At 62.9% G+C, this 25,806-nt stretch carries 27 protein-coding genes; 12 read left to right on the forward strand and 15 right to left on the reverse strand.

All coding sequences use genetic code 11. The features are described from left to right. Positions 1–40: 40 nt before the first annotated feature. The 3 genes from BLX42_RS18240 to cmoB all read left to right on the forward strand — a co-directional run bounded on the left by BLX42_RS18240 (position 41) and on the right by cmoB (position 2,219). Complete coding sequence (locus BLX42_RS18240) at positions 41–433, forward strand: protease inhibitor I42 family protein (protein WP_046787788.1); 393 nt, start codon at positions 41–43, stop codon at positions 431–433. Positions 434–522: 89 nt separating this feature from the next. Beyond that, positions 523–1,266, forward strand: coding sequence for a carboxy-S-adenosyl-L-methionine synthase CmoA (cmoA, locus tag BLX42_RS18245; protein ID WP_115273699.1), 744 nt, complete (start codon positions 523–525; stop codon positions 1,264–1,266). Beyond that, positions 1,263–2,219, forward strand: a complete 957-nt coding sequence (cmoB, locus tag BLX42_RS18250; protein ID WP_161872329.1) for a tRNA 5-methoxyuridine(34)/uridine 5-oxyacetic acid(34) synthase CmoB — start codon at positions 1,263–1,265, stop codon at positions 2,217–2,219. Before cmoA ends, cmoB begins: the two co-directional genes overlap by 4 nt. A gap of 99 nt (positions 2,220–2,318) precedes the next feature. Here the strand turns inward: cmoB and pdxJ are convergent, their stop codons facing one another. From pdxJ to rpoE, 10 genes are all read right to left on the reverse strand, one after another. After that, positions 2,319–3,041 (reverse strand): pyridoxine 5'-phosphate synthase, encoded by a 723-nt coding sequence (gene pdxJ, locus BLX42_RS18255; RefSeq protein ID WP_217433418.1) that lies wholly within the window; start codon positions 3,039–3,041, stop codon positions 2,319–2,321. A gap of 61 nt (positions 3,042–3,102) precedes the next feature. After that, positions 3,103–3,786 (reverse strand): DNA repair protein RecO, encoded by a 684-nt coding sequence (recO, locus tag BLX42_RS18260; protein WP_012312994.1) that lies wholly within the window; start codon positions 3,784–3,786, stop codon positions 3,103–3,105. 53 nt (positions 3,787–3,839) lie between these two features. Continuing rightward, positions 3,840–4,742 (reverse strand): GTPase Era, encoded by a 903-nt coding sequence (gene era, locus BLX42_RS18265; RefSeq protein ID WP_046787792.1) that lies wholly within the window; start codon positions 4,740–4,742, stop codon positions 3,840–3,842. Then, positions 4,735–5,424, reverse strand: coding sequence for a ribonuclease III (gene rnc, locus BLX42_RS18270; RefSeq protein WP_012312992.1), 690 nt, complete (start codon positions 5,422–5,424; stop codon positions 4,735–4,737). Before rnc ends, era begins: the two co-directional genes overlap by 8 nt. A 161-nt stretch (positions 5,425–5,585) precedes the next feature. After that, entirely contained in the window at positions 5,586–6,440 is an 855-nt protein-coding gene (gene lepB, locus BLX42_RS18275; RefSeq protein ID WP_119688349.1) for a signal peptidase I, read from the reverse strand. A gap of 5 nt (positions 6,441–6,445) precedes the next feature. Then, positions 6,446–8,245: a translation elongation factor 4 gene (gene lepA, locus BLX42_RS18280; protein ID WP_046787795.1), complete on the reverse strand. Its 1,800-nt coding sequence runs from the start codon at positions 8,243–8,245 to the stop codon at positions 6,446–6,448. 182 nt (positions 8,246–8,427) lie between these two features. Beyond that, positions 8,428–9,834 carry a DegQ family serine endoprotease gene (locus BLX42_RS18285; RefSeq protein ID WP_196998204.1) on the reverse strand — a complete coding sequence of 469 codons (1,407 nt, stop codon included), beginning with the start codon at positions 9,832–9,834 and terminating at the stop codon, positions 8,428–8,430. 209 nt (positions 9,835–10,043) lie between these two features. Beyond that, the gene (locus tag BLX42_RS18290) at positions 10,044–11,009 is read right to left on the reverse strand and encodes a MucB/RseB C-terminal domain-containing protein (RefSeq protein WP_046787797.1); all 966 of its coding nucleotides are present in this window, start codon (positions 11,007–11,009) and stop codon (positions 10,044–10,046) included. A gap of 12 nt (positions 11,010–11,021) precedes the next feature. Further along, positions 11,022–11,612: a sigma-E factor negative regulatory protein gene (locus BLX42_RS18295; RefSeq protein WP_161872331.1), complete on the reverse strand. Its 591-nt coding sequence runs from the start codon at positions 11,610–11,612 to the stop codon at positions 11,022–11,024. A gap of 31 nt (positions 11,613–11,643) precedes the next feature. After that, positions 11,644–12,225 (reverse strand): RNA polymerase sigma factor RpoE, encoded by a 582-nt coding sequence (gene rpoE, locus BLX42_RS18300; RefSeq protein WP_003252049.1) that lies wholly within the window; start codon positions 12,223–12,225, stop codon positions 11,644–11,646. A 435-nt stretch (positions 12,226–12,660) separates the two neighbouring features. Here rpoE and nadB point away from each other — a divergent pair, with 435 nt between their 5' ends. After that, positions 12,661–14,265, forward strand: a complete 1,605-nt coding sequence (gene nadB / locus BLX42_RS18305) for an L-aspartate oxidase (RefSeq protein ID WP_125924242.1) — start codon at positions 12,661–12,663, stop codon at positions 14,263–14,265. 52 nt (positions 14,266–14,317) lie between these two features. Here the strand turns inward: nadB and BLX42_RS18310 are convergent, their stop codons facing one another. Both BLX42_RS18310 and BLX42_RS18315 read right to left on the reverse strand, forming a co-directional pair. Then, complete coding sequence (locus tag BLX42_RS18310) at positions 14,318–14,776, reverse strand: protein YgfX (protein ID WP_046784945.1); 459 nt, start codon at positions 14,774–14,776, stop codon at positions 14,318–14,320. After that, positions 14,760–15,014 carry a succinate dehydrogenase assembly factor 2 gene (locus tag BLX42_RS18315; protein ID WP_008094993.1) on the reverse strand — a complete coding sequence of 85 codons (255 nt, stop codon included), beginning with the start codon at positions 15,012–15,014 and terminating at the stop codon, positions 14,760–14,762. Before BLX42_RS18315 ends, BLX42_RS18310 begins: the two co-directional genes overlap by 17 nt. A 133-nt stretch (positions 15,015–15,147) precedes the next feature. On the opposite strand from BLX42_RS18315, the gene BLX42_RS18320 reads away from it, so the two are divergent. Further along, the gene (locus BLX42_RS18320) at positions 15,148–16,089 is read left to right on the forward strand and encodes a folate-binding protein YgfZ (protein WP_161872332.1); all 942 of its coding nucleotides are present in this window, start codon (positions 15,148–15,150) and stop codon (positions 16,087–16,089) included. 31 nt (positions 16,090–16,120) lie between these two features. Beyond that, positions 16,121–16,927 (forward strand): HDOD domain-containing protein, encoded by an 807-nt coding sequence (locus tag BLX42_RS18325; RefSeq protein ID WP_161872333.1) that lies wholly within the window; start codon positions 16,121–16,123, stop codon positions 16,925–16,927. A 40-nt stretch (positions 16,928–16,967) separates the two neighbouring features. Here the strand turns inward: BLX42_RS18325 and BLX42_RS18330 are convergent, their stop codons facing one another. Both BLX42_RS18330 and BLX42_RS18335 read right to left on the reverse strand, forming a co-directional pair. Beyond that, positions 16,968–18,347 (reverse strand): sensor histidine kinase, encoded by a 1,380-nt coding sequence (locus BLX42_RS18330; protein ID WP_046784942.1) that lies wholly within the window; start codon positions 18,345–18,347, stop codon positions 16,968–16,970. Continuing rightward, positions 18,340–19,011, reverse strand: coding sequence for a response regulator (locus BLX42_RS18335; protein ID WP_012312981.1), 672 nt, complete (start codon positions 19,009–19,011; stop codon positions 18,340–18,342). The genes BLX42_RS18330 and BLX42_RS18335 overlap by 8 nt, the downstream gene beginning before the upstream one ends. A 200-nt stretch (positions 19,012–19,211) precedes the next feature. Here BLX42_RS18335 and BLX42_RS18340 point away from each other — a divergent pair, with 200 nt between their 5' ends. The 5 genes from BLX42_RS18340 to BLX42_RS18360 all read left to right on the forward strand — a co-directional run bounded on the left by BLX42_RS18340 (position 19,212) and on the right by BLX42_RS18360 (position 24,597). Then, positions 19,212–20,501, forward strand: coding sequence for an OprD family porin (locus tag BLX42_RS18340; RefSeq protein ID WP_161872334.1), 1,290 nt, complete (start codon positions 19,212–19,214; stop codon positions 20,499–20,501). Positions 20,502–20,532: 31 nt separating this feature from the next. Continuing rightward, positions 20,533–21,513, forward strand: coding sequence for a tripartite tricarboxylate transporter substrate binding protein (locus BLX42_RS18345; RefSeq protein WP_012312979.1), 981 nt, complete (start codon positions 20,533–20,535; stop codon positions 21,511–21,513). Positions 21,514–21,596: 83 nt separating this feature from the next. Beyond that, entirely contained in the window at positions 21,597–22,055 is a 459-nt protein-coding gene (locus tag BLX42_RS18350) for a tripartite tricarboxylate transporter TctB family protein (protein ID WP_115273690.1), read from the forward strand. A gap of 3 nt (positions 22,056–22,058) precedes the next feature. Then, positions 22,059–23,573: a tripartite tricarboxylate transporter permease gene (locus tag BLX42_RS18355; protein WP_046784939.1), complete on the forward strand. Its 1,515-nt coding sequence runs from the start codon at positions 22,059–22,061 to the stop codon at positions 23,571–23,573. Continuing rightward, positions 23,566–24,597 carry an AbrB family transcriptional regulator gene (locus tag BLX42_RS18360; protein WP_161872335.1) on the forward strand — a complete coding sequence of 344 codons (1,032 nt, stop codon included), beginning with the start codon at positions 23,566–23,568 and terminating at the stop codon, positions 24,595–24,597. Before BLX42_RS18355 ends, BLX42_RS18360 begins: the two co-directional genes overlap by 8 nt. Before the next feature lie 52 nt (positions 24,598–24,649). Here BLX42_RS18360 and ung read toward each other — a convergent pair whose 3' ends face one another. Next, on the reverse strand, positions 24,650–25,342 hold the full coding sequence (ung, locus tag BLX42_RS18365) for a uracil-DNA glycosylase (RefSeq protein WP_046784937.1): 693 nt from the start codon (positions 25,340–25,342) through the stop codon (positions 24,650–24,652). Between the two features lie 126 nt (positions 25,343–25,468). Here ung and BLX42_RS18370 point away from each other — a divergent pair. Continuing rightward, positions 25,469–25,806: enoyl-CoA hydratase/isomerase family protein (locus tag BLX42_RS18370; RefSeq protein WP_161872336.1), on the forward strand; the 338-nt coding region annotated here is incomplete at its 3' end.

Below are 25,806 nucleotides of genomic sequence, written 5' to 3' on the forward strand. Positions count from 1 at the left end.
ATCGGTTATCCTCAGGCCTTCGCCAGCCTCTGGAGCTACCATGACTGTCCCTCGTCTGCTCGTTCCCCTGAGCCTCGTCCTGCTTACCGCCTGCGCCCAGCAGCCCAGGCAAACCGTCGAACTGGACGCTGAAAGCGAATGCCCCAAGCGCATGCAGGTCGGCCAGGCGCTCACCCTGACCCTGCCCAGCAACCCCTCCACCGGCTACCGCTGGCTGGTGCAGAACCCGGCCTCGAACATCTTGCGCAGCCTCGGCCCCGAGGTCTACAGCGCCCCCGAGGAAGCCGGCATCGTCGGCAGCGCGGGCATTTCCACCTGGCGCTTCGAAGCCCGTGCCGCAGGCGAAGGCCACCTGGTGCTGGTCTATCAGCAGCCCTGGGCCCCGGAAGTTCGGCCTGTACAGACCTTCGACTGCGCGGTGCAGGTCAACTGAACGCACAGCGCTGGTCAGCCGACCATGCATCCTTGGCGCGGTTTGGCTAGAATGCCGGCCCTGCCAATTGTCAGCCGCCTGGATTCACCGTGAGCAAACAACCCGACCGCCTTTTCGCCCAGCCTCTGGAGCAAGTTCCCGACTTCGTGTTCAACGAAGACGTGGTGCGCGTGTTCCCGGACATGATCAAGCGCTCGGTGCCCGGTTACCCGACCATCGTCGAGAACCTTGGTGTGCTCGCGGCGCGCTTCGCCCAGCCCAATACCGCCCTGTATGACCTCGGCGCGTCCCTTGGCGCCGTTACCCAGTCGCTGCGCCGCCATGTGCGCAGCGAGGGCTGCCGGGTGATCGCGGTGGACAACTCCGCGGCCATGGTCGAACGTTGCCGCCAGTACCTCACCGCGCAGGACTCGATGTTCCAGGAACTGCTGCCGGTTCAGGTACTGGACGCCGACATCCTGGCCCTGCCCTTCGAGCCTGCCTCGGTGGTGGCGATGAACTTCACCCTGCAGTTCATCGCCCCTGAACAGCGCCTGGCGTTGCTTGGCCGCATCCGTCAGGCATTGCTGCCCGGTGGCGCGCTGATCCTCTCGGAGAAACTGCATTTCGCCGATGACCAGGAGCAGACCCTACTCAATGAACTGCACCTGGACTTCAAGCGTGCCAATGGCTACAGCGAACTGGAAATCGCCCAGAAGCGCAGCGCCATCGAGAACGTGATGAAACCCGACACCCTGCACACCCACACCGAGCGCCTGCGCGCGGCGGGCTTCAGCAAGGTGGTGCCTTGGTTCCAATGCCTTAATTTCGCCTCGCTGATAGCCCTGCCATGATCGATCTGTCCCCCCTCGTCCGCCGCCTGGCGGGCACCCCACTGGCTTTATGGTCGCAAGGCCTGCAAGCACAACTTCAAGCCAAGCTGGAGAAAGGCCACGGCGACCTCGAGCGCTGGCGCGGTGCGCTGGACGCCCTGCCGGCACTGCAGCCAAGCGAAATCGACCTGGCCGACGGCCTGCGTCTGGACTGTGACTGCGACGACGCCACCCGCGCGCAGATGCGCCAGGCCCTGATGGGCCTGTCGCCCTGGCGCAAAGGGCCGTTCGACCTGTTCGGCGTGCATGTCGACACTGAGTGGCGCTCGGACTGGAAGTGGTCGCGCGTGGCTCCGCACCTGGACCTGCAGGGCAAGCGTGTGCTCGATGTCGGTTGCGGCAACGGCTATTACCAATGGCGCATGCTCGGTGCAGGCGCCGACATGGTCATCGGGGTTGACCCCAACTGGCTGTTCTTCTGCCAGTTCCAGGCCGTGCAGCGGTACCTGCCCGGCTTGCCGGCCTGGCACCTGCCGTTTGCGCTGGAGGAACTGCCAGCCAGCCTGGAAGGTTTTGACACGGTGTTTTCCATGGGGGTGTTCTACCATCGCCGCTCCCCCATCGAGCACCTGCTGGCGCTCAAGGACTGCCTGGTCAAAGGGGGTGAGCTGGTACTGGAGACGCTAGTGGTCGAGGGCGACGAGCAGCAGGTACTGGTGCCTGAAGACCGCTACGCGCAGATGCGCAATGTCTGGTATCTGCCGTCGGTCCCGGCGCTGGAGCGCTGGTTGCGCCGTGCGGGTTTCAGCGATGTGCGCTGCGTGGATGTCAGTGTGACCAGCGTCGAGGAGCAGCGCAGCACCGAATGGATGCGCTACCAGTCGCTGGGGGACTTCCTCGACCCGAACGACCATAGCAAGACCATCGAGGGGTTGCCCGCCCCACGCCGCGCCGCGCTGTTGGCGCGCAAATGAAAAGCCCCCACCGGGACTGCGCAGCTCTTGAGGCCTGCGCTGTACCTGTGGGAGCCGGCTTGCCGGCGATGGGCCGCCTGCATAACGCAGCGCAGATGATCAGCGCGAAGCTGCGACGATCAGCGCCTTCATCTCTGCCACCGCCGCCTTGAAACCTACGAACAGTGCATGGGCCACCAAAGCGTGGCCAATGTTCAATTCATTGATGCCCTTGATTGCCGCCACCGCCTCGACATTGTGGTAATGCAGGCCATGCCCGGCATTGACGATCAGCCCCTGACCGACGCCAAAAGCGACGCCGTCGACGATCCGCTTGAGCTCCTCAGCCACCTCAGTCGGGGTCTGGGCATCGGCATAACGACCGGTATGCAGCTCGATGGCCGGGGCACCCACACGGCGCGAGGCTTCGATCTGCCGCTCGTCGGCGTCGATGAACAGCGACACTTCGGCGCCAGTGCGCGACAGGCGCTCTACCGCAGCCTTGATGCGTGCCTCCTGCCCAGCCACATCGAGGCCGCCCTCGGTGGTCAGTTCCTGGCGTGTTTCAGGTACCAGACAGATATGCGCCGGGCGAATGTTTTCGGCGAACACCATCATCTCTTCAGTGACGCCCATCTCGAAGTTCATGCGGGTTTGCAGCACGTCCTTGAGCAGCACCACATCGCGCTCCTGGATGTGCCGGCGGTCTTCGCGCAAGTGCACGGTGATGCCATCGGCGCCTGCTTCCTCGGCATCCAGCGCAGCCTTGACCGGGTCCGGATAGCGTGTGCCGCGGGCCTGGCGCAAGGTAGCCACGTGGTCGATGTTGACGCCGAGAAGCATGCGGTTGCTGTGAGTCACGAAAGGCTCTCCTGAAGATTTAGCCCCACAGCATACGACGAGCTCAGCGCTTGCGAAACAGTTCCCGGCTGACCAGCGGTTTTGGCCCCAGATGGACCGCCAACGCCTGACGCATCAGGCGCTTGGCCGCGAGCAGCGCACCAGGTGCATCCCAGTCGGCCTGGGCGAGGGCCAACAGTTCGGCGCCATTGAACAAGCCAGGCTGAACCAGGTAAACGCGTTCAAGGCCGGCATCGACCTGCAAGCGGTACAGCCCGTCGGCCTCGATCGGCTCGTCGCTGACGTCGTGGTCAAGCGCAAAGGCGTAACCCAGGTCTTCCAGCAGCCGCCATTCGAAGGAGCGCAGCAGTGGCTCCAGCGGGCGCCCGGCGGCCAGGGCCTGCAAGGTCAGGGCGTAGTGCTCGAACAGTTCCGGTTGTGGTGCTTCGGCAGGTAGCAGGCGCATCAGCAGTTCATTGAGGTAGAGGCCGCTGAACAGTGCATCGCCGTGCAGCCAGGCCGCGATGCCCATGCTGTCCAGGCGCCCGACGTTTTTTAGCTCACTGCGGCCGCGCAGTTCCACTTCCAGCGGCACGAACGGCCGCACCAGGCTGCCACCCTTGCCCCTTGCACGGCGCAACACCGCGCGCACGCGCCCCTGCGGCGTGAAGAAGTCCACCAGCGCGCTGGTTTCCTTGTAGGCACGGCTGTGCAGCACGTAGGCCGGCTGGCCGACAGGTTGTTCCATGAAGTGTGGCCTGAAAGCAGAGCGGCCCGGAGAGATCCGGGCCGCTGGAGGGGTTACAGGTCGCCGTAGCCCAGCGAGCGCAGTGCACGCTCGTCATCGGACCAGCCGCCTTTGACCTTGACCCAGAGGTTGAGCATGACCTTGGCGTCGAACAGGGTTTCCATGTCCTTGCGCGCGTCGGAGCCAATGCGCTTGATGCGCTCGCCCTTGTCGCCAATGATGATCTTCTTCTGGCCGTCACGCTCCACCAGGATCAACGCATGGATGTGCAGCACATGGCCCTGCTGCTTGAACTCCTCGATCTCCACGGTGATCTGGTACGGCAATTCCGCACCCAGCTGGCGCATGATTTTCTCGCGCACCAGTTCAGCGGCCAGGAAGCGGCTGCTGCGGTCGGTGATCTGGTCTTCCGGGAAGAAGTGATCATTCTCCGGCAGGTGCTTGGCAATCAGCGCCTCGAGCGCGTCCAGATTGTGCCCCTGCTGGGCAGAGATGGGTACGACCTCGGCATTGGGCAGTTGCTCCTGCAGCCACTGCAGGTGCGGGATCAGCTCGGCTTTTTCGTCCATGCGGTCGGTTTTGTTGACTGCGATGATCAGCGGGCCGGTCACGTACTGAACGCGTTCGAGCACCAGTTGGTCCTCATCGGTCCAGCGCGTACGGTCGACCACGAAAATCACCACATCGACGTCCTTCAGGGCCGCCGAGGCATTGCGGTTCATGTAGCGGTTCAAGGCCTTGTCGTTGGCCTTGTGCATGCCGGGGGTGTCGACGTAGATGGCCTGCACATCACCCTCGGTCTTGATGCCGAGCATGTTGTGGCGGGTAGTCTGTGGCTTGCGCGAGGTGATCGCCAGCTTCTGGCCGAGGATATGGTTGAGCAAGGTCGACTTGCCCACGTTGGGGCGGCCGACGATGGCCACGTAACCGCAGCGGGTCGGATTGTTCTCAGTCATTGCCATTCTCCACGCCCAGGGCGATCAATGCGGCGGCGGCAGCGACTTGCTCGGCAATACGCCGGCTCACGCCCTGGCCACGGCTCTTGTTGTTCAGCAGCACCACTTCGCATTCGACGAAGAAGGTACGGCAGTGCGGTTCGCCCTGGATGTCCACCACCTCGTAGCGAGGCAGCTCACAGCTACGCGACTGCAGAAACTCCTGCAGGCGGGTTTTCGGGTCTTTGTTGGTGTCGACAAGGGTCAGGCTTTCGAACTCGTCGGTCAGCCAGGCCAGCACGCGCTCGCGGGCGGTCTGCATGTCGGCATCAAGGTAGATGGCGCCGATCAGGGCTTCGAGGGCATCGGCCAGGATCGACTCGCGGCGGAAACCGCCGCTCTTGAGCTCACCGGAGCCCAGGCGCAGGTACTCACCCAGGTCGAAACCGCGGGCCAGCCGGGCCAGGGTTTCGCCCTTGACCAAGCGCGCACGCAAGCGCGACAGCTGGCCTTCGCGGGCCTGCGGGAAGCGCTCGAACAGCGCCTCGCCGGCCACGAAGTTCAGAATGGCATCGCCGAGAAACTCCAGGCGCTCATTGTTGCGCCCGGCGTAGCTGCGATGGGTCAGGGCCAGCACCATCTGGTCCTGGTCTTTGAAGGTGTAACCGAGCTTGCGCTCGAGACGGGCAAGGGAAGCACTCATGCAGCCACCCGTTGGTTGTTCAACGCGTTGTTCAAATCAACATCCTGAAAGACTGTTTGGCTGTGGCCCGTCGCGGCGAGCGACGAATCTCTCGATCCCTGAGAACACAGCCTATGTCAGAAATGCATTCGGCGCTGTCTGCTGGACAGCGCCGAAGGGTATCAATGGATCAGGCCGACCCGCGACAGGTTGGGCAAGTGGCTGAGCTTTGGCTCTGGCCAGCTCATCCAGACCGCGAAGGCCTTGCCGACGATGTTCCGGTCCGGAACCATGCCGTGCAGTTCCTTGGGAATGTTCGGGTCATCCCAGTAACGGCTGTCGTTGGAGTTGTCGCGGTTGTCGCCCATCATGAAGTAATGGCCGGCCGGCACGGTCCACTGCTGGTCCGGCGGCATGCGATAACGGGTCATTTCCTTGCGGATCAGGTGCTCGGCTTCGCCCAGCTTTTCCTTGTACAGCTCGGCGCTGCCCAGGGTGCCGGGCTCGGCGCCGACCAATTGCTCGGCAATGGGCTTGCCATTGACGAACAACCGCTTGTCGCTGGTGTAGCGGATCTGGTCACCTGGCAGGCCCACCACACGCTTGATGTAGTTGACGTTCGGGTCGCTTGGGTAGCGGAACACCATCACATCACCGCGTTGCGGGTCACCCACCTCGATGACCTTCTTGTCGATCACCGGCAGGCGAATGCCGTACGAGAACTTGTTCACCAGGATGAAGTCGCCCACTTCCAGGGTCGGTTTCATCGACCCCGAGGGGATCTGGAACGGCTCTACCAGGAACGAGCGCAGCACCAGTACGATGAACAGCACCGGGAAGAACGACTTGCCGTACTCGACCAGCAGCGGTTCCTTGTTCAGGCGCTCGACCACGGCCATTTCTGGCTGGGTGACGCTACCCTGGTAGTTGGCGACTGCCGCCCGCCGGCGCGGGGCCAGGAACAGCAGGTCGATCAAGCCCAACAGACCGCAAACGGCTACGGCGATGACTAGCAACAGCGGGAAATTTAGCGACATAGGACCTAGCTATCCAACCTGAGCACGGCGAGGAAGGCTTCTTGTGGAATCTCCACGTTGCCCACCTGTTTCATGCGTTTCTTACCGGCCTTCTGCTTCTCCAGCAGCTTTTTCTTACGGCTGACGTCACCACCGTAGCACTTGGCCAGTACGTTCTTTCTGAGCGCCTTGACGGTTGTCCGCGCGATGATCTGGCCGCCAATGGCTGCCTGGATCGCCACATCGAACATCTGCCGAGGGATCAGTTCCTTCATCTTCTCGGTCAACGCACGGCCTTTATAGGCCGCGTTGTCGCGGTGCACGATCAATGCCAGGGCATCGACCTTGTCGCCGTTGATCAGTACATCCAGCTTGACCAGGTTGGCCGACTGGTAGCGATCGAAATGATAGTCCAGCGAAGCATAGCCGCGGCTGGTCGACTTCAGGCGGTCGAAGAAGTCCAGCACCACTTCGTTCATCGGCATGTCATAACGCACCTGCACCTGGCTGCCGAGGAACTGCATGTCGCGCTGTACGCCACGCTTCTCGATGCACAGGGTGATGACGTTGCCCAGATGCTCCTGCGGCACCAGGATGGTCGCGGTGACGATCGGCTCGCGGAAGTCCGTGACAGCCGAAACATCAGGCAGCTTCGACGGGTTGTCGACAACGATGGTTTCGCCGGTCTTGAGTTCCAGCTCGTAGATCACGCTCGGAGCCGTGGTGATCAGGTCCAGGTCGTATTCGCGCTCCAGGCGCTCCTGGATGATCTCCATGTGCAGCATGCCCAGGAAGCCGCAACGGAAGCCGAAGCCCAGTGCATCGGAGCTTTCGGGCATGTATTGCAGCGACGAGTCGTTCAGGGTCAGCTTCTGCAGGGCGTCGCGGAAGTCCTCGAAATCGTCGGAGCTGACCGGGAACAGGCCGGCATAAACCTGCGGCTGGATCTTCTTGAAACCGGCCAGCATTTCGACCTCGGGAGTCGAGGACAGGGTCAGTGTGTCGCCGACCGGCGCACCATGGATGTCCTTGATGCTGGCAATGATGAAGCCTACTTCACCGGCTTTCAGATCAGCGGTCTGGGTATGTTTCGGGGTGAAGACACCCACGCTGTCGACCAGGTGCACCTTGCCGGTGGACTTGACCAGGATCTTGTCGCCCTTCTTGACGCGGCCCTGACGCACGCGCACCAACGAAACCACGCCCAGGTAGTTGTCGAACCAGGAGTCGATGATCAACGCCTGCAGCGGGGCATCGATCTCGCCCACAGGCGCGGGAATGGTGTGGACCAGGCGCTCGAGAACCTCGTCGACGCCCATGCCGCTCTTGGCACTGCACGCCACCGCGTCGGTAGCGTCGATGCCGATGATCTTCTCGATCTCGTCCTTGACCCGATCAGGGTCGGCCTGAGGCAGGTCCATCTTGTTCAGGACCGGCATGACCTCAAGGCCCTGCTCGATGGCGGTGTAGCAGTTGGCCACCGACTGGGCTTCGACGCCCTGGCCGGCGTCCACCACCAGCAGCGCACCTTCGCAGGCCGCCAGCGAACGCGAGACTTCATAGGTGAAGTCGACGTGGCCGGGCGTATCGATGAAGTTCAGCTGGTAGGTCTTGCCGTCCTGCGCCTTGTAGTGAAGCGTGACGCTGTGGGCCTTGATGGTGATCCCGCGTTCGCGCTCCAGGTCCATGGAATCCAGAACCTGAGCTTCCATTTCGCGTGCCGACAGGCCACCGCACATCTGGATGAAACGGTCGGCCAGCGTCGACTTGCCATGGTCGATGTGGGCGATGATGGAGAAATTGCGGATATGACTCAAATCACTCACGGGTCAACACTCGAAAAGGCTGCGAGCCGGACGCCCGCCGAAAAATAGCCGGGAATTGTACCTCAACCAGCAAGGATATGGGAGATTCCTCTGACGCACGATACAGGCTGACTCCCGCCAAGAATTGTGAACTCTCATGAAAAAGGGCAGCCGAAGCTGCCCTTTGCAACCGGCAAGCCGGCTTATTCAGCAAGCTTGAAGGTGATGAAGCTCGCCCGGCCCTGGCGCAGCACGCGCATGGATACCGAACGGTTCTTCGGCAGGTCCTTGGCAATTTCGGTGAACTGCTTGGCCGAGGCGATCGCCTGGTTGTTCAAGTGGCTGATAACGTCACCCGGACGCAGCCCAATCATGGCTGCCGGGCCATCCTGGACTTCTTTGATGACGACGCCACCCTTGAGCTCCAGCGATTTCTTCTGCTCGGCGGTCAGGTCAGAGACGGAAACACCCAGGCGGTTGCTGCTGCGCTCTGCACTGCCATCGGCACCCGTACCAGTACCGATATCGGCATCGTCATCAGGCATCGCACCAATGGTCACATCCAGGTTCTGGCGCTTGCCATTACGGATGATCTCAAGCTTGGCCTTGGCGCCAGCCTTCAGGGTGCCTACCAGATGCGGCAGGTCGGCCGACATGACGATCGGCTGGCCGTTCATGCTCAGGATCACGTCGCCCACCTGCAGGCCGCTCTTGGCTGCCGGGCCATCTTCAAGCACCTGCGCCACCAGGGCACCGGCCGGCTTGTCGAGGCCGAAGGATTCAGCCAGGTCCTTGTTGACTTCCTGAATGACCACGCCCAGCCAGCCGCGGCTGACCTTGCCGTCCTTCTTCAACTGGTTGGAGACATCGATCGCGACATCGATCGGGATGGCGAACGACAGGCCCATGAAACCGCCCGAACGGGTGAAGATCTGCGAGTTGATACCCACTACTTCGCCATTCATGTTGAACAGCGGCCCGCCGGAGTTGCCTGGGTTGATGGCCACGTCGGTCTGAATGAAGGGCACGTAGGTGTCATTGGGCAGGGTGCGGCCTTTGGCGCTGACGATCCCTTTGGTCACCGAATGATCGAAACCGAACGGCGAACCGATGGCCAGCACCCACTCACCTACCTTGAGCTTCTCGGAGTCGCCCAGTTTGACGGTGGGCAGGTTCTTGCCGTCGACCTTGAGCAGGGCCACATCGGTGCGCGGGTCGGTGCCGACCAGCTTGGCCTGCAGCTCGCTGCGATCGGACAGACGGACGATGATCTCGTCGGCATCGGCAACCACGTGATTGTTGGTCAGCACATAACCGTCACTGGAAATGATGAAGCCTGAGCCCAGCGACTGGGCCTCGCGCTGGCGGTCACCACGTGGCGAACGCGGCTGTTGCGGCATGTTGCGCTCGAAGAACTCGCGGAACATCGGCGGCAAGCCTTCGAGGTCCGGCATCTGACCGGCAGCGACACGGCGGTCAGGCAGCTTTTGCTTGGTACTGATGTTGACGACGGCCGGCGAGGCCTGCTCGACCAAGGTGGTGAAGTCCGGCAGGGCCTCCTCGGCCTGGGCGGTCAGCACCTGGCCAAGCATCAGCACGGCGGCGAACATCGATAGGTAGGATTTCAAGCGTGGTATTGACATACGGCTCCCGTCACAACGAGCGTAGTTAGCGTAAGACCGCCTGCAAAAGCAGGAAAGGCCAGACTCCAAGAAGCCTGACCTATAGAAAATTTACAGATGGATTGCAAATGACAATGCTTTAATTTCATTTCAGCCGCATGTCCGTGCGCCTTGTCATGAGCCGAAAAAGGGCGCCATTACTGGCGCGCCTGAGCATCCTGTGGGCGCATCGACAATGCGACGCGTTCTGCAGTACCTAATGGAATTTCGCCGACCACAGTGACCATCACCTTACCCTTGGGCGTGTTAAGGCGACGTGAAACGGCCGAAGTAGGGCCTAGCTGAGTACGCACATCAGCGCTGGCATCTTCCGTGACCAGCTCCAGAAACACCGAGAAGCGTGCCAGGCCATCGTCATACATGAGGCTGCTGATGGTGCTATCGCCAGAAGGGTCACGCCGTACGGTACTGTTGATCAGCTCGAAACCCGGTGGCAGCCAGTCCGAGCGCCAGCCTGCAACGGCTTCGGTCTTGGGGCGGGCCACACGCTCCACCGGTTTGCAGGCGGCACTGGCCTTCAAATCGGCATCGGTAGGCAGGTCATCGGTATCAAGGCGCGTCATCTGGAAGCGCTCGAGCAACTGCCCCTTGTCGTTGAGCATCAACGAGCGCAGCGGCAGGCCGGTTTTGCTGTCCAGGTGCATTTCAAATGCGTAGCGGTGCTGGTCGCGCGGAGTAAGCGTGACAATGACCGCATCGCGCCCGGCGACCCGTGCCTTGCCTGCTACAGCCAAATCGTACCAGCTCATCAGTTTGAGGGGGTCGAGCATGCGCGGCGCGGCATCGGGCAAGTTGCTCACGCCACTGGCCAATGCACCACTGACGCATTGCACCTTGCCGTCCACCCGCACGATTTCCTGGGCGGCACCGTCAAGCTGGAGCAATCGCTCGCTGACCTTGCCGTCCTGAACCCGATGCCAGATGTCGTGGGATGAGAAGCTGCCGTTTCGTTCGTAAACGAAGGAGCCCTGGTAACTCTGCCTTTGTTCGGCCTGTGCCAGCTTGTTCAGCCATTCGCTTGCCTGGGGCGACGAATTGGCTGCCAATGCTGGCACCGTCATGCAACTGCCTAAAAGCAGCGACAGGAGAGGTAGCGCGCGCATGATCCTCCTTACTTAGCGGTTTTCCAGGCTGGCGGCGCGGGCATACGGCAGGGCAGTTTCAGTACCCTTGAGCGCGGATTCCTGCGCGTGCTGGCGCAGATACCCCGGCAGACGCTGATCCCAGCCGGCCTGGTTCTGCAGCACGCCATTGGCCATCGGCCCGGTCGGTTGCTCACTGCCTTCACTATAGCCTGCCAAAACAGCCGGGCCCTGAGTTTGTGGCATGCTCAGGCCTTGCTGGGCAGGTTGCTGCGAAGCCAGCTCGGCGCCGGTGATCTCGTCCTGGTTGTACATGCGTACACCAGCCAGCACAGCAACGGTAACCGAGGCGGCAACGGCCAGGCGGCCAATGCTGCGCCATGGGCCTTGCTTGACTTTGGCCGGTACGGCTTCGTCAGCCAAGGCGGCAGACACCGCCGAGGCGATATCCATTTTCGGCAGCAACAGCTCCTTGTGCATCGCTGCGCGGGCTACCTGGTAACGCGACCAGGTGGCACGGGTTTCGGCATCGTCGACGGCGCTCAGCACCCGTCGCAATTCCAGTTCGTCCGCTTCGTTATCCATTACCGCGGACAGCGATTCCTGCAAAGCTTCACGACTCATGGCGGTTCCTCTCTTGGCTGTCGCCGCTGTCTCAGGTTTCCTGCAACAAGGGCTGCAGGGCTTTGTCTATGGCCTCCCGAGCGCGGAAGATTCGAGAGCGCACGGTACCCACCGGACATTGCATGACACTGGCAATGTCTTCGTAACTCAACCCGTCGAACTCACGCAGGGTCAGAGCCGTGCGCAAATCTTCAGGCAGTTGCTGGATGGTGCGATGGACTGTGCCTTCGATTTCATCCCGCAACAGGGAGCGTTCTGGGGACTCGAGATCCTTGAGGCCATGATCGCCGTCGTAAAACTCCGCATCCTCGGAGCTCACATCGCTGTCTGGCGGCCGTCTTCCACGGGACACCAGATAGTTCTTCGCCGTGTTGATGGCGATGCGGTACAGCCAGGTATAAAACGCACTGTCACCGCGGAAATTGCCAAGCGCACGGTAGGCCTTGATAAAGGCTTCCTGCGCTACATCCTGGGCCTCGTGGGTATCGTGAACGAACCGCACGATCAACCCGAGAATCTTGTGCTGATACTTCAGCACCAACAGATCGAACGCTCGCCTGTCACCGCGCTGCACGCGCTCGACAAGCTGCTGATCCTCTTCCTGGGTTAGCATGAACACTCCTCAGTGAACTCGAAGGAGCGTTGCATCAGCCATCGTTCGGGCTTGCAAACATAGACTCGGGCTTTTCGCAAAAGTTCTCTCCTCCAAGCAAGTTTCCTGCGGCCCTTGACTGGCTCGCACGGAAGACGCGGCGCGGGCACGGCCGGCAGCGTCGATAATCAGGTTTCGGATACGCAGGTGTCAGCCCGGATAGAGCCGCCGCCACGCGTCGCCGCGCGAAATGATGGCGCACGGGCAGCCTTCATAGGATTTCCAGCCATGTAGGAAAGTTCCCACGAAGATTGCCCTAACGTCGCAAGTGGCATGGAAATTGGCCACCGCAGGCTGCTATAAAGGCAACCCGGCCTCTATTCACGATAGTTTCACAATGCCATCTACGCGTGTCTATTGTGCCGTGCCCCCTCCGAAGATTACTAGTGTCCCGACATGAGCCAACAATTCCAACATGATGTCCTGGTGATCGGCAGCGGCGCAGCCGGTCTCAGCCTGGCACTCAACCTTCCCGCCCACCTGCGCATCGCCGTACTGAGCAAGGGCGACCTGGCCAATGGCTCGACTTTCTGGGCCCAAGGTGGCGTGGCCGCGGTACTGGACGACACCGATACCGTGCAGTCCCATGTCGAGGACACTCTCAATGCCGGCGGCGGACTGTGCCACGAAGATGCCGTGCGATTCACCGTCGAGCACAGCCGCGAAGCCATTGAGTGGCTGATCGAACAGGGCGTGCCCTTTACCCGCGATGAGCACTCCAGCGTTGACGATGGCGGCTTCGAATTTCACCTGACCCGCGAAGGCGGGCACAGCCACCGGCGCATCATCCATGCCGCCGATGCCACGGGCGCAGCCATTTTCACCACGTTGCTGGAGCAAGCCCGCAAACGCCCCAACATCGAACTGCTTGAGCAACGAGTGGCGGTCGACCTGATTACCGAGCGGCGCCTGGGCTTGCCAGGCGCGCGGTGCCTGGGCGCCTACGTGCTGAACCGCAACAGTGGTGAGGTGGACACCTTCGGGGCGCGATTTACCGTGCTTGCCACCGGCGGCGCCGCCAAGGTCTACCTGTATACCAGCAACCCCGATGGTGCCTGCGGCGATGGCATCGCCATGGCCTGGCGCGCCGGCTGTCGGGTTGCGAATCTGGAATTCAACCAGTTCCATCCCACCTGCCTCTACCATCCGCAGGCCAAGAGTTTCCTGATCACCGAAGCCCTGCGCGGCGAAGGCGCCCTGCTGCGCCTGCCCAATGGTGAACGCTTCATGCCGCGCTTCGACCCACGCGAAGAACTGGCTCCCCGCGACATCGTAGCCCGGGCCATCGACCATGAGATGAAGCGCCTGGGCGTGGACTGCGTCTACCTGGACATCACGCACAAGCCGGCCGACTTCATCAAAAGCCATTTCCCGACGGTCTATGAGCGTTGCCTGGCCTTCGGTATCGACATCACCCGTCAGCCGATCCCGGTAGTGCCCGCCGCCCACTACACCTGTGGCGGGGTGGTGGTCGACGATCGCGGCCATACCGACGTCCCGGGCCTGTACGCCATCGGCGAGACCAGCTTCACCGGCCTGCACGGCGCCAACCGCATGGCCAGCAACTCGCTGCTCGAGTGTTTCGTCTACGGCCGTTCCGCTGCCGCGGACATCGAGGCCCGCCTGGCCCAGATCGCCATGCCCAAAGCCCTGCCCTGCTGGGATGCCAGCCAGGTCACCGACTCGGATGAGGATGTGATCATTGCGCACAACTGGGACGAACTGCGGCGGTTCATGTGGGACTACGTGGGTATCGTGCGCACCAGCAAGCGCCTGCAGCGTGCCGAGCACCGCGTGCGCCTGCTGCTGGACGAGATCGACGAGTTCTACAGCAACTACAAGGTCAGCCGCGACCTGATCGAGTTGCGCAACCTGGCACAGGTGGCGGAGCTGATGATCCGCTCGGCCATGCAGCGCAAGGAAAGCCGCGGGTTGCACTACACCCTGGATTACCCCGGGATGCTGGCTGAGGCCAAGGACACCATACTGAGCCCAGCCTGAAGATCGATGCCCCTTCGCGGGTAAAACCGCAAAGGGGCGACGCGGCACCTGACTAGCGTGCCGCGACCTCAGCCCACCTGCGCCGACTGAATTTCAGCCGTACCCGCAGGCGCCGATGCTGATCCGCCGCCAGGGCATCGCCGACAACACATTGACTCTCGCCCAACCAGCGCCCAGGCCTTGCGAACCGCAATACCACCAGGCCCGGCAGCGCCACGCTGTCGCGACACAGACGCACCGCCTGCCAGCCCCCGGCACGGCTGAATAGCTGCCAGCCGCAAGCATCCCGGCGCAGGCCAGTGACGGCTTGAGCATGGGTCAGCAGTATGCGTCGGGGGATCACCCAGCAGGCATGGGCCAGGCAAGCGACGGAGGCAGGAAGGGAAAGCCACCAGGGCAGCGCACTCAGCCACAAGGCAAGCAACGCCAGCACCTGGCAGATCAGGTAGGCCGTCAGCAGCAGGCGCGAGCCCTGCCAACGGCACTCGAAACACTCACTTGGGCTGGACACGGTCCAGAATGATGCGGACCATGCGCTGCAGCTCCGGGTCTTCGGACTCGGTGCGCTCCATGAACCAGCCGAACATGTCCTGATCCTCACAGCTCAACAGGCGAACGTAGAGTTCGCGATCGGCTTCGCTCAGGGTCGGGTAGACCTCCTGGGTGAAAGGCACCAGCAGTACGTCGAGTTCCAGCATGCCGCGGCGGCTGTGCCAGAAAAGCCGGTTGAGTTCAGTTTGTTCGACCATGGGGCCCTCCTCAAATGGGCGGCCAGTATACAGCCAGGCGCACGAAGCGGCACGAGGCGTTGGTCTAGTCACCTACCTATTTTGTTACTGGCGTTCTATGATGGCCGCCAGTCTTTAGCCACCGCGATCCCCCATGGCCGATTCCGCTTTCTACAGCCCCCTGTCCCACGAGGGCATCCTCGCCGTCCGCGGCTCCGACGCCGGCAAGTTCCTGCAGGGCCAGTTGACCTGCAACATCAACTACCTCAGCCCCGAGCACGCAAGCCTTGGCGCCCGCTGCATGGTCAAGGGGCGCATGCAGTCGAGCTTCCGCATCCTGCCCGAAGGCAACGGCTACCTGCTGGCCATGGCCAGCGAACTGCTCGAGGCGCAGCTGGCCGACCTGAAAAAATACGCCGTGTTTTCCAAAGCCACGCTCAGCGACGAAAGCGCCGCCTGGGCGCGTTTCGGCCTGCAGGGCGGTGATGCGGCGCTGCGGACTCTGGGTTTGAAGGTGCCGACCGGCGCCGGCGCCACCGAACGCCATGAAGGCCTGATCGCAGTGGCCGTCTCCGAAGGTCGCGTGGAACTTTGGGTACCGGCGGACGCCGCCGCCAGCGTGCGTGAACAACTGGCAAGCGCATTGCCGCAAGGGCCTCTCAACGACTGGCTGCTGGGGCAGATCCGTGCCGGCATTGGCCAGGTCATGGGCCCGACCCGTGAGCTGTTCATCCCGCAAATGATCAATTTGCAGGCGGTCGATGGCGTGAGTTTCAAGAAGGGCTGCTACACCGGCCAGGAAATCGTCGCCCGCATGCAGTACCTGGGCAAGCTCAAGCGACGTCAGTACCGCTTGCTGCTGGACCAGCAGGATATTCCTGCCCCGGGTGCGCAAATCTTCTCGCCGACCCATGGCTCATCGGTCGGGGAAGTGGTCATCGCGGCCAGCACGGGCCAAGGCTGCGAGCTGCTTGCGGTACTCAGTGCCGAGGCCGTGGAAGACGACAACCTGCACCTGGGCAGCCTGCAAGGCCCACGCCTGCAGGTCTCGAGCCTGCCTTACGAACTGGATCGCGACCGGGAAATCCAGCGCTGACCAGCCCGCCACCCCTGCTGTAGAGAAGTACATGAACAAGCTGGCCGAGATGGTTCAAGCACAGTTGCTGGCTGCCATCGCCAACGATGACCTGGTCCTGCCGACCCTTCCGGAAGTTGCCCTGAGCATCCGCGAGGCTGCCGAGGACACGGAAATCAGCGTTGCTGCCCTGAGCAAGGTGATTGGCCGCGATGCTGCCCTCTCCGCCCGCCTGATCAAGGTGGTGAACAGCCCGCTGCTGCGGGCGGCGATCGAGGTCACCGACCTGCACACGGCCATCACCCGCCTGGGTATCAACTACAGCTGCAACCTGGCCATCGGCCTGGTGATCGAGCAGATCTTCCATGCACGCTCATCGGCAGTTGAGCAAAAATTGAGGGATATCTGGGCAAACAGCCTCGAAGTCGCGGGCATCAGCTATGAAATCTGCCGCCGCTTTACCCACCTCAAGCCTGACCAGGCCACCCTCGGCGGCCTGGTCAACCAGATCGGCGCGCTGCCGGTGCTGATCTACGCCGAAGAGCACAACGAACTGCTCTCCGACCCGGTATGCCTGCACTACGTGATCGAGCAGATCCAGCCTGTGCTGGGCGACAAGATACTTTCGTCATGGGAGTTCCCCGAGCAACTGGTCAAACTGCCAAGCCAGGTTCAAGACCTGGACCGGCGCACCGATAAAGTGGACTACATCGACGTGGTGCAGATTGCCCGCTGCCTCAGCCAGCGCGGACGCAGCCGGCCGCTGGCGGCGTTGCCGGCCTATCGGCACCTGGGGTTGCCGTTTGGCACGGAGCTGGAGATTGGCGAACTGCTGGAAGCGCGAAGCATGCTGCGCTAGCCAGCGTCTTGCCCGCCAAAGGTTCTGCACAGGCAAGCCATCAGTCAGCGATAAAACTCACTCGCACTTTCAACCCGCCATTCTCGCCGTCATGCAGACTGATCTGCGCCAGGTGCGCGCGACAGATCTCACCCACAATCGCCAACCCCAAGCCAGTTCCCTGGGCACTGCGGCGATAGAAGCGCTCGAATACCCGCTCGCGCTCATCCTCGGGGATACCGGGGCCATCATCTTCGACCTCCAGTACCGCTGGCGCCAGAACCCGCAAGATCACATTACCGCCCGCCGGGGTATGTGCCAGCGCGTTGTCCACCAGGTTGCTGAGCAACTCGTTGAGCAGCGTCGGCTCCCCCTTGAGCCACACCGGCGCCGCGGCCTCCAGCGCCAGGGCCACGCCCCGTTTGTGCGCCAGCGGTGCCATCGCCATGCCCAGCTCGCGTGCCAGCTGACTCAGGTCCAGGCGCTGAGCGCCACCTTCGGCGATTGCCCGAGCGCCATTTTCCACCCGTGCCAACGATAAAAGCTGGTTGGCCAGATGGGTCAGCCTGTCAGTGCCTTGGGCGGCAGACTCCAGCGTCTGGTGCCACTGTTCGGGCTGCTTCGAGCGCAAGCCCAACTCGACCCGCGCCTTGAGCGCTGCCAATGGCGTGCGCAGTTCGTGGGCCGCCTCGGCAATGAACTGCGCCTGGCGCTCGAACTGCCCTCGCAAGCGTTCGGTGAAGTGATTCAAGGCACGCACCAGCGGGTCAAGCTCACGCTGCACCTGCACCCGCGGCAGCGCGCGCAGGTCATCCGGCTGGCGCTCTTCCACGGCTTTGCGCAGACGCTCCAGCGGGCGCAGCGCCGCACTCACGGCGAACCAGACCATCCCCAATGCCCCCAGCGCCAGCATGCCCAGGCGCAGCAGGGTATCGGCCATCAGCCCGCGGGCCATCCTCACCCGCGCCTCCTCCGTCTCGGCCACACGGATTTCAGCCATGCCGTTCATGTTCGGCTCGCTGACCGCCTTGAGCAGACTGACCACACGCACGTCCTGCCCGAGGTAGGTGGCGTTGTAGAAGCGCGCCAGCGCCGGGTAATCGTCGGTACGCGGTGTGCCCGGCGGGGGTGGCGGCAGGTTCTCGTAGCCCGAGATCAGTTTCTGGTTGATGTCCAGCACCTGGTAGTAAATGCGCCCGGCGCTGTCGTAGGCAAACGTGTCCAGCGCCACGTAGGGCACATCCGCGCTGAGCGTGCCGTCGCGCTGGGACAGGCCGGCAGCGATGGTCCGCGCCGATGCCAGCAAAGTACGGTCGTAGGCGGTATCGGCCGCCTCGCGGCCATTCCAGTAGGCGCTCAGGCCGCTGGCCAGCATCAGCACTACCAGCAACAGCGCCAGGTTGCCCAGCAAGCGCCCGCGCAGGCTGCCATTGTCACGCATCGCGGTGCTCGAGCAGGTAGCCGAGGCCACGGAACGTGACAATGGCCACCGACTGGCCGTCGAGCTTCTTGCGCAGGCGGTGGATGTAGATTTCGATGGCGTCGGGGCTGGCCTCTTCGTCCAGGCCGAAGACCTGGGCGGCCAATTGCTCCTTGCTCATCACCCGTCCGGGGCGTGCGATCAGCGCCTCAAGTACGCTCTGCTCACGGGAGGTCAGCGTCAGGTTGTCCTCGCCCAGGGCGAACCGCCGGGTATCAAGGTCATACACCAGCGGGCCGCAGCGCTGCTGACGCTCGCCGCCGAGCACGCTGCGGCGCAGCAGGGCCTTGACCCGTGCTTCCAGTTCGGTCAGCTCGAAGGGCTTGGCCAGGTAATCGTCGGCGCCCAGGTTCAGGCCATGCACCCGGTCCTTCACATCGCTGCGCGCCGTCAGCATCAACACCGGCAGGGTCTTGCCGCGCCCGCGCAGGCGGGCCAGCACCTCAAAGCCGTCCATGCGCGGCAGGCCCACATCGAGCACGGCAACGGCGTACTCCTCGCTGGCCAGAGCCAGATCGGCGGCCACGCCGTCATGCAGCACATCCACGGTCAAACCATGGCTCTTCAGGGCCTGGGCCACGCTTTCGGCCAGTTGTACGTGGTCTTCGACCAGCAGCACACGCATCGGATTCTCCCTGCTCGGGTGGGGCGGTGGCGCGGAGTGTACCGCTGTCGCCCGGTCTGTGAAGCCCCTTGTAACAAACCTTTCAGGCTGAAAGGTTAGCGAAAGGTTCGTTACCTAGCATCGCACCACGGTCGCCCCACGCGCCGAAATAAAGCACCAGCAAGGTGCAACGAATAAGAACAATAACGGAGTCATCCCCGATGCTGTCATCGCAGCCGCAGGCGTTCGCGCCTACCCGTTCCCCATCCGCACGCCCATACGCCTATGCCTGCGCCCTTGCGCTTGCCGGCGTCGCCCCGATGAGCCAGGCCGCCTTCTTCGAAGACAGCACGGCAACCTTCGAAACCCGCAACATGTACTTCAACCGCGACTTCCGCGACGGCACCAGTGCACAGCAATCCAAGCGCGAAGAGTGGGCCCAGGGCCTGATGCTCAACTTCGAGTCCGGCTACACCGACGGCCCCGTGGGCTTTGGCCTGGACGCCCTGGGCATGCTCGGCATCAAGCTCGACTCAAGCCCCGACCGCGCAGGCTCTGGCCTGTTGCCGACCCACGATGATGGCAAGGCCGCCGATGAGTACTCCAAACTCGGCCTGACCGGCAAAGTGAAAGTGTCCGAGACCGAACTGAAAATCGGCTCACTGATCCCCGAACTGCCGACCCTGCAGCCCAACGACGGGCGCATCCTGCCGCAGACCTTCGAGGGCGGCCTGGTCACCTCGAAAGAAATCCAGAACCTCACCTTCACCGGCGGGCGCCTGGAAAAGGTCAAGGATCGCAATGACACCAACTGGGAAGACCTGACCCTGAACAACAAGAACGGTCGCTTCGGCGGCACGTTCGCGGCAGACAACCTCGACCTGGCGGGCGTCGACTACCAATTCACCGATCGCATCACCGGCAGCTACCACTTCGGCCAGCTCGACGACATCTACCGCCAGCACTTCCTCGGCATGGTCGCCACCCAGCCTTGGGGCCCGGGCACCTTCGGTGCAGACCTGCGCCTGGCAGTGAGTGATGATCAGGGCCAGGCCAAGGCCGGCAACATCGACAACACCACCGTCAACGGCATGTTCAGCTATGCCTTGGGCGGGCACAAGGTGAGCGCCGCCTACCAGCATCTGTCAGGTGACAGCGCCTTCCCTTATGTCGATGGTGCCAACCCGTACCTGGTCAACTTCGTGCAGATCAACGACTTCGCCGGCGCCGACGAGCGCTCCTGGCAAGTGCGCTACGACTACAACTTCGCAGCGCTGGGCGTCCCTGGCCTGACCTTCATGACCCGCTACATCAACGGCGACAACGTCAGCCGCGCCGATGGCAGCGAGGGCAAGGAGTGGGAGCGCAATACCGAGTTCAAGTACGTGGTACAAAGCGGCCCGTTGAAAAACGTCGCCGTGCGCCTGCGCAACGCCACCTTCCGTTCGAATTTCGCCCGCGATGCCGACGAAGTGCGGCTGCTGGTGAGCTACAGCGTCGCCCTGTGGTAACCCATAACAACAACGCTCACGGAGATAGACGATGACCTTTTCACTGCGCCGCCTCGCCCTGGCTACCGGCTGCCTGCTGCTGGCCGGCAATGCCCTCGCCGCCGAACCCAAACGCCCCGAATGCATCGCCCCGGCCTCGCCCGGCGGCGGTTTCGACCTGACCTGCAAACTGGTGCAAAGCGCCCTTGTGCAGGAAAAGATCCTCAGCAAACCAATGCGCGTCACCTACATGCCAGGCGGTGTCGGCGCAGTGGCCTACAACGCCGTGGTAGCGCAGCGCCCGGGCGATGCCGGCACGCTGGTGGCGTGGTCCAGCGGCTCCTTGCTCAACCTGGCCCAGGGCAAGTTCGGCCGCTTCGACGAAAATGCCGTGAAATGGCTGGCGGCGGTCGGCACCAGCTACGGCGCCATCGCCGTGAAAAGCGATTCCCCCTACAAGACCCTCGATGACCTGGTCGCGGCGTTGAAAAAAGACCCGAGCAAGGTGGTGATCGGCTCCGGTGGCACCGTCGGCAGCCAGGACTGGATGCAGACTGCTCTTATCGCCAAGGCCGCCGGCATCAACCCCCGCGACCTGCGCTACGTGGCCCTGGAAGGGGGCGGTGAAATCGCCACCGCGCTGCTAGGGGGCCACATCCAGGTCGGCTCCACCGACATCTCCGACTCCATGCCACACATCCAGAGCGGCAACATGCGCATCCTTGCGGTGTTCTCGGAAAACCGCCTGGACGAGCCGGAGATGAAAGACATCCCCACCGCCAAGGAGCAGGGTTACGACATCGTCTGGCCGGTGGTGCGCGGTTTCTACCTTGGGCCGAAAGTGAGCGATGAAGAGTACGCCTGGTGGAAGGACTCCTTCGACAAGATGCTCGCCTCTGAAGACTTCGCCAAGCTGCGTGACCAGCGCGAGCTGTTCCCGTTCGCCATGACAGGTGACGAACTGGACGGCTATGTGAAGAAGCAAGTGGCGGACTACAAGGCACTGGCCAAGGAATTCGGCCTGGTTCAGTAAGCCTGGGTGCATGTACTGGCCCCATCGCCGGCTTGCCGGCGAAGGGGCCTTTACGGCCACTGCAACCTCAATGAGGATTCCCAATGATCCTGCAACGCATCTTCGCCCTGGCTTTGCTGGCGCTGTGCGCCGTCCTGGCCGTGATGGCCTGGCCCTACCAGGCGGCCTTTTCCTACGAACCGGTCGGCCCACGTGCCTACCCGCTGTTGATGCTTGGGCTGATGAGCCTGGGCCTGCTCTATCTCGCCATACGCCCCACGCCCATCGTGCACAAGGACGACGAGCCTGCGCTGGACCGCGCAACCCTGACCAAGATTGCCGCCTGCGTCGGCCTGCTGCTGCTCTTCGCCAGCACCTTTGAAGCCTTGGGCTTCATCCTCAGCGCCATCTTGGTTGGCATCCCTATGGCCCGCTTGTACGGCGGCCGCTGGTTACGCAGCACCCTGGTGGTGGTGGGCATGAGCCTGTTCCTCTACTGGCTGTTCGACCGCGTGATGGATGTGCCCCTGCCCCTCGGCCTGCTGAGCGTACTGGAGAACTGACAGATGGATACCTTGAGCTACCTGGGCCAGGGCTTCGGCGTCGCCCTGAGCCCCTACAACCTGGTTACCGCCCTTTCGGGCACCCTCATCGGCACCGTGGTCGGCCTGCTGCCGGGGCTGGGCCCGATCAACGGCGTGGCGCTGCTGATCCCGATCGCCTTCGCCCTTGGCCTGCCGCCCGAATCGGCGCTGATCCTGTTGGCAGCGGTGTACCTGGGCTGTGAATACGGCGGGCGGATCAGTTCGATCCTGCTGAATATCCCGGGCGAGGCCTCGACCGTGATGACCACCCTCGACGGCTACCCGATGGCCCGCAACGGCCTGGCTGGCGTTGCCCTGTCGCTGTCGGCGTGGAGTTCGTTCATCGGCGCACTCATCGCCACCTGCGGCATGGTGCTGTTCGCCCCGCTGCTGGCGAAATGGGCGATTGCCTTCGGGCCGGCGGAATACTTCGTACTGATGGTGTTCGCCATCGTTGCTCTGGGCGGCATGGCCGGGGACAAACCGCTGAAGACTTTCATCGCCGCACTGATCGGCCTGTTCCTGTCAGCGGTCGGTATCGACGCCAACAGTGGCGTATACCGCTTCACCGGTGACAGCGTGCACCTGGCCGACGGTATCCAGTTCGTGGTGCTGGTGCTGGGCCTGTTCTCGATCAGCGAAATCCTGCTGCTGCTGGAGAAGACCCACCATGGCCACCAGGCGGTCAAGGCTACCGGGCGCATGCTGTTCAACTTCAAGGAAGCAGCGTCGGTATTCGCCATCAATGTCCGCTGCGGCCTGCTCGGCTTCATCATGGGCGTGCTGCCAGGTGCGGGGGCGACCCTGGCCAGCGCCGTGGCTTACATGACCGAGAAGCGTATCGCCGGCGAAAGCGGCAAGTTCGGCAAGGGTGACGCCCGTGGCCTGGCTGCCCCGGAAACAGCCATCGGCGCATCCTGCTGCGGCGCGCTCGTGCCGATGCTGACCCTGGGGGTTCCCGGCTCGGGCACCACGGCAGTGATGATCGGTGCACTGACCCTGTACAACATCACCCCCGGCCCACTGCTGTTCGAACAGCAACCGGACATCGTCTGGGGGCTGATCGCTTCGCTGTTCGTCGCCAACATCATGCTGGTGATCCTGAACATACCGATGATCCGCATCTTCACCCGCATCCTCGCCGTGCCGAACTGGGCGCTGGTGCCGGTAATCGCGATCATCACCGCGATCGGTGTGTACGCGGTGCACGCCACCACCTTCGACCTGTTCCTGATGGTCGGCATCGGCATCATGGGCTACATCCTGCGCAAGCTGGACTTCCCGCTGTCGCCTATCCTGCTCGGCTTCATCCTGGGCGGCCTGATGGAGCAGAACCTGCGCCGTGCGCTGTCGATTTCCAATGGCGAGCTGGGCATTCTGTGGTCGAGTTCGATCAGCATGGGCATCTGGGTACTGGTGGTGTGCATGCTCTGCCTGCCGCTGCTGCGTATCTGGCGCAAACGTAGCCTGCAGCGTCGGGCGATGGCCGATGCCTGATCGGTCGTTGCCGCTGTACTGGGCGACAGGGCTGGTCGGCCTGGCGGGCGGGTATCTCGCCAGCCAGGTCGGCTGGCCCTTGCCCTGGATGGTCGGCTCATTGCTGGCGATCATCCTGGTGCGCTGCCTGACGCCCTGGCAGCTTTCGGAAATCCCCAATGGCCGCAAGTGCGGCCAATGCATCATCGGCCTGGGTATTGGCCTGCACTTCACCCCAGCCGTGATCGAGCAGGTCGCCAGCCATTTCGTGCTGATCTTCTTTGCCGCACTGCTGACCACCGTTTCCAGCGTGGTTGGCGTGTGGCTGCTGCGGCGTACCGGCGAAGACCGTGCCACGGCATTTTTTGCCAGCATGCCCGGTGGTTCCGGTGAGATGGTCAACCTCGGCGCGCGTAACGGCGCGATGCTCAGCCAGGTGGCGGCGGCGCAAAGCCTGCGTGTGCTGGCGGTGGTGCTGTGCGTACCGGCGCTGTTCAAGTTCCTGATCGGTGACGGTGTACCGCTCAATCATGCCGGCAGCGTGAGCTGGGGCTGGCTGGCGCTGATCGCACCGCTGGGTGTAGCGGTCGGTTTCGCCTGGCAGCGCTTGCGCCAGCCTAACCCCTGGCTGTTCGGGCCACTGCTGGTGGCCGCCACGCTAAGCCTGGCGGGCAACTTGCAGATCGCCCTGCCCGACGGTGCCAGCCAGATCGGCCAATGGCTGATCGGGAGTGGCCTGGCTTGCCACTTCAATCGCGCATTCTTCCGCCGTGCTCCATCGTTCTTGCTGCGCACGTTGCTCGCCACGGCGCTGTGCATGCTGATCGCGGGCACTGCCGCCTGGGGGTTGAGCGTGATGACTGCGCTGGATCTGCGCTCGCTGACGCTGGGCATGATGCCGGGCGGCATTGCCGAGATGAGCCTGACCGCAGAGACATTGCAGCTGTCGGTGCCGTTGGTGACGGCGTTGCAGGTGATGCGCTTGCTGTTCGTGCTGTTTCTGGCCGAACCGCTGTTCAGATGCTGGGTGAAAGGCCAGCACTGAAAGCTTTGCAGGTGATCGCCGGCAAGCCGGCCACTGAGCACCGGCTCGCCCCTTAAAGCGGCGGTAACGCCCAGTTGATCGGCGCCAGGCCACGCTGTTCGAGGAAGCCGTTGGTCCGGCTGAAATGCCCACAACCCAAGAACCCGCGGTACGCAGACAGTGGCGACGGGTGCACCGATTTGAGCACCAGGTGCTTGGTGCCATCGATCAGTTTCTGCTTGCTCTGGGCATGCGCGCCCCACAGCAGGAACACCACATTCGGGCACTGCTCGCTGACCACCTGGATGACCCGGTCGGTAAAGAATTCCCAGCCTTTCTTGGCATGCGAAGCGGCATTGGCGCGTTCGACGGTCATGGTGGTATTGAGCAGCAGCACACCCTGCTCCGCCCAGCTCTGCAGGTAACCATGGCTGGCGATGGGAATGTTCAGGTCGCGCTGCAGCTCCTTGTAGATGTTGACCAGCGACGGCGGCGTCGGCACACCCGGCTGCACCGAGAAGCACAGGCCGTGTGCCTGGCCCGGGCCGTGATACGGGTCCTGGCCGAGAATGACGACTTTCACCTGCTCCAGCGGGGTGGAGTTGAGCGCATTGAAGATCATCGGGCCTGGCGGGTAGATTTCCTTGCCGGCGGCGTACTCCTGGCGCAGAAACTCACGCAGTTGGTGCATGTAGGGCTGATCGAACTCGGCACGCAGGGCGTTTTTCCAGCCGGGTTCAAGTTTGATGCGATCGTCGTCAGTCATGAGGCCATCCGTAAACAATGGCGCGACACTAGGTAAGCCATCCCCCCTTGTCAATCGGTCTGACCTATGGCCTGCATGATCGCCCAGGCAGGCCATACTTGAGCGATGACTTGAACGAGGTAGTCCATGGCCATTCATTGCGAGGTACTCACCGGCGCCGATGGCGCCCGCATCGGCATTGCCACACTGGATGCGCCCAAGGCGCTCAATGCCCTGAACCTGCCGATGATCGAAGTGCTCGGCGAATACCTGCAAGACTGGGCCCGCGACCCGGGCGTTGTCTGTGTATTGCTGCGTGGCAACGGCGCCAAGGCATTCTGCGCCGGCGGCGATGTACGGGCACTGGCCCAGGCCTGCCGCGACCACCCCGGCAGCGTGCCACCGCTGGCTGCCACGTTCTTTGCCGCCGAATACCGCCTCGACTATCTCCTGCACACCTACCCCAAGCCGGTGCTGTGCTGGGG

The sequence above is a fragment of the Pseudomonas sp. SG-MS2 genome, assembly GCF_009933855.1.
In the GTDB taxonomy this organism is placed as follows: domain Bacteria; phylum Pseudomonadota; class Gammaproteobacteria; order Pseudomonadales; family Pseudomonadaceae; genus Aquipseudomonas; species Aquipseudomonas putida_E.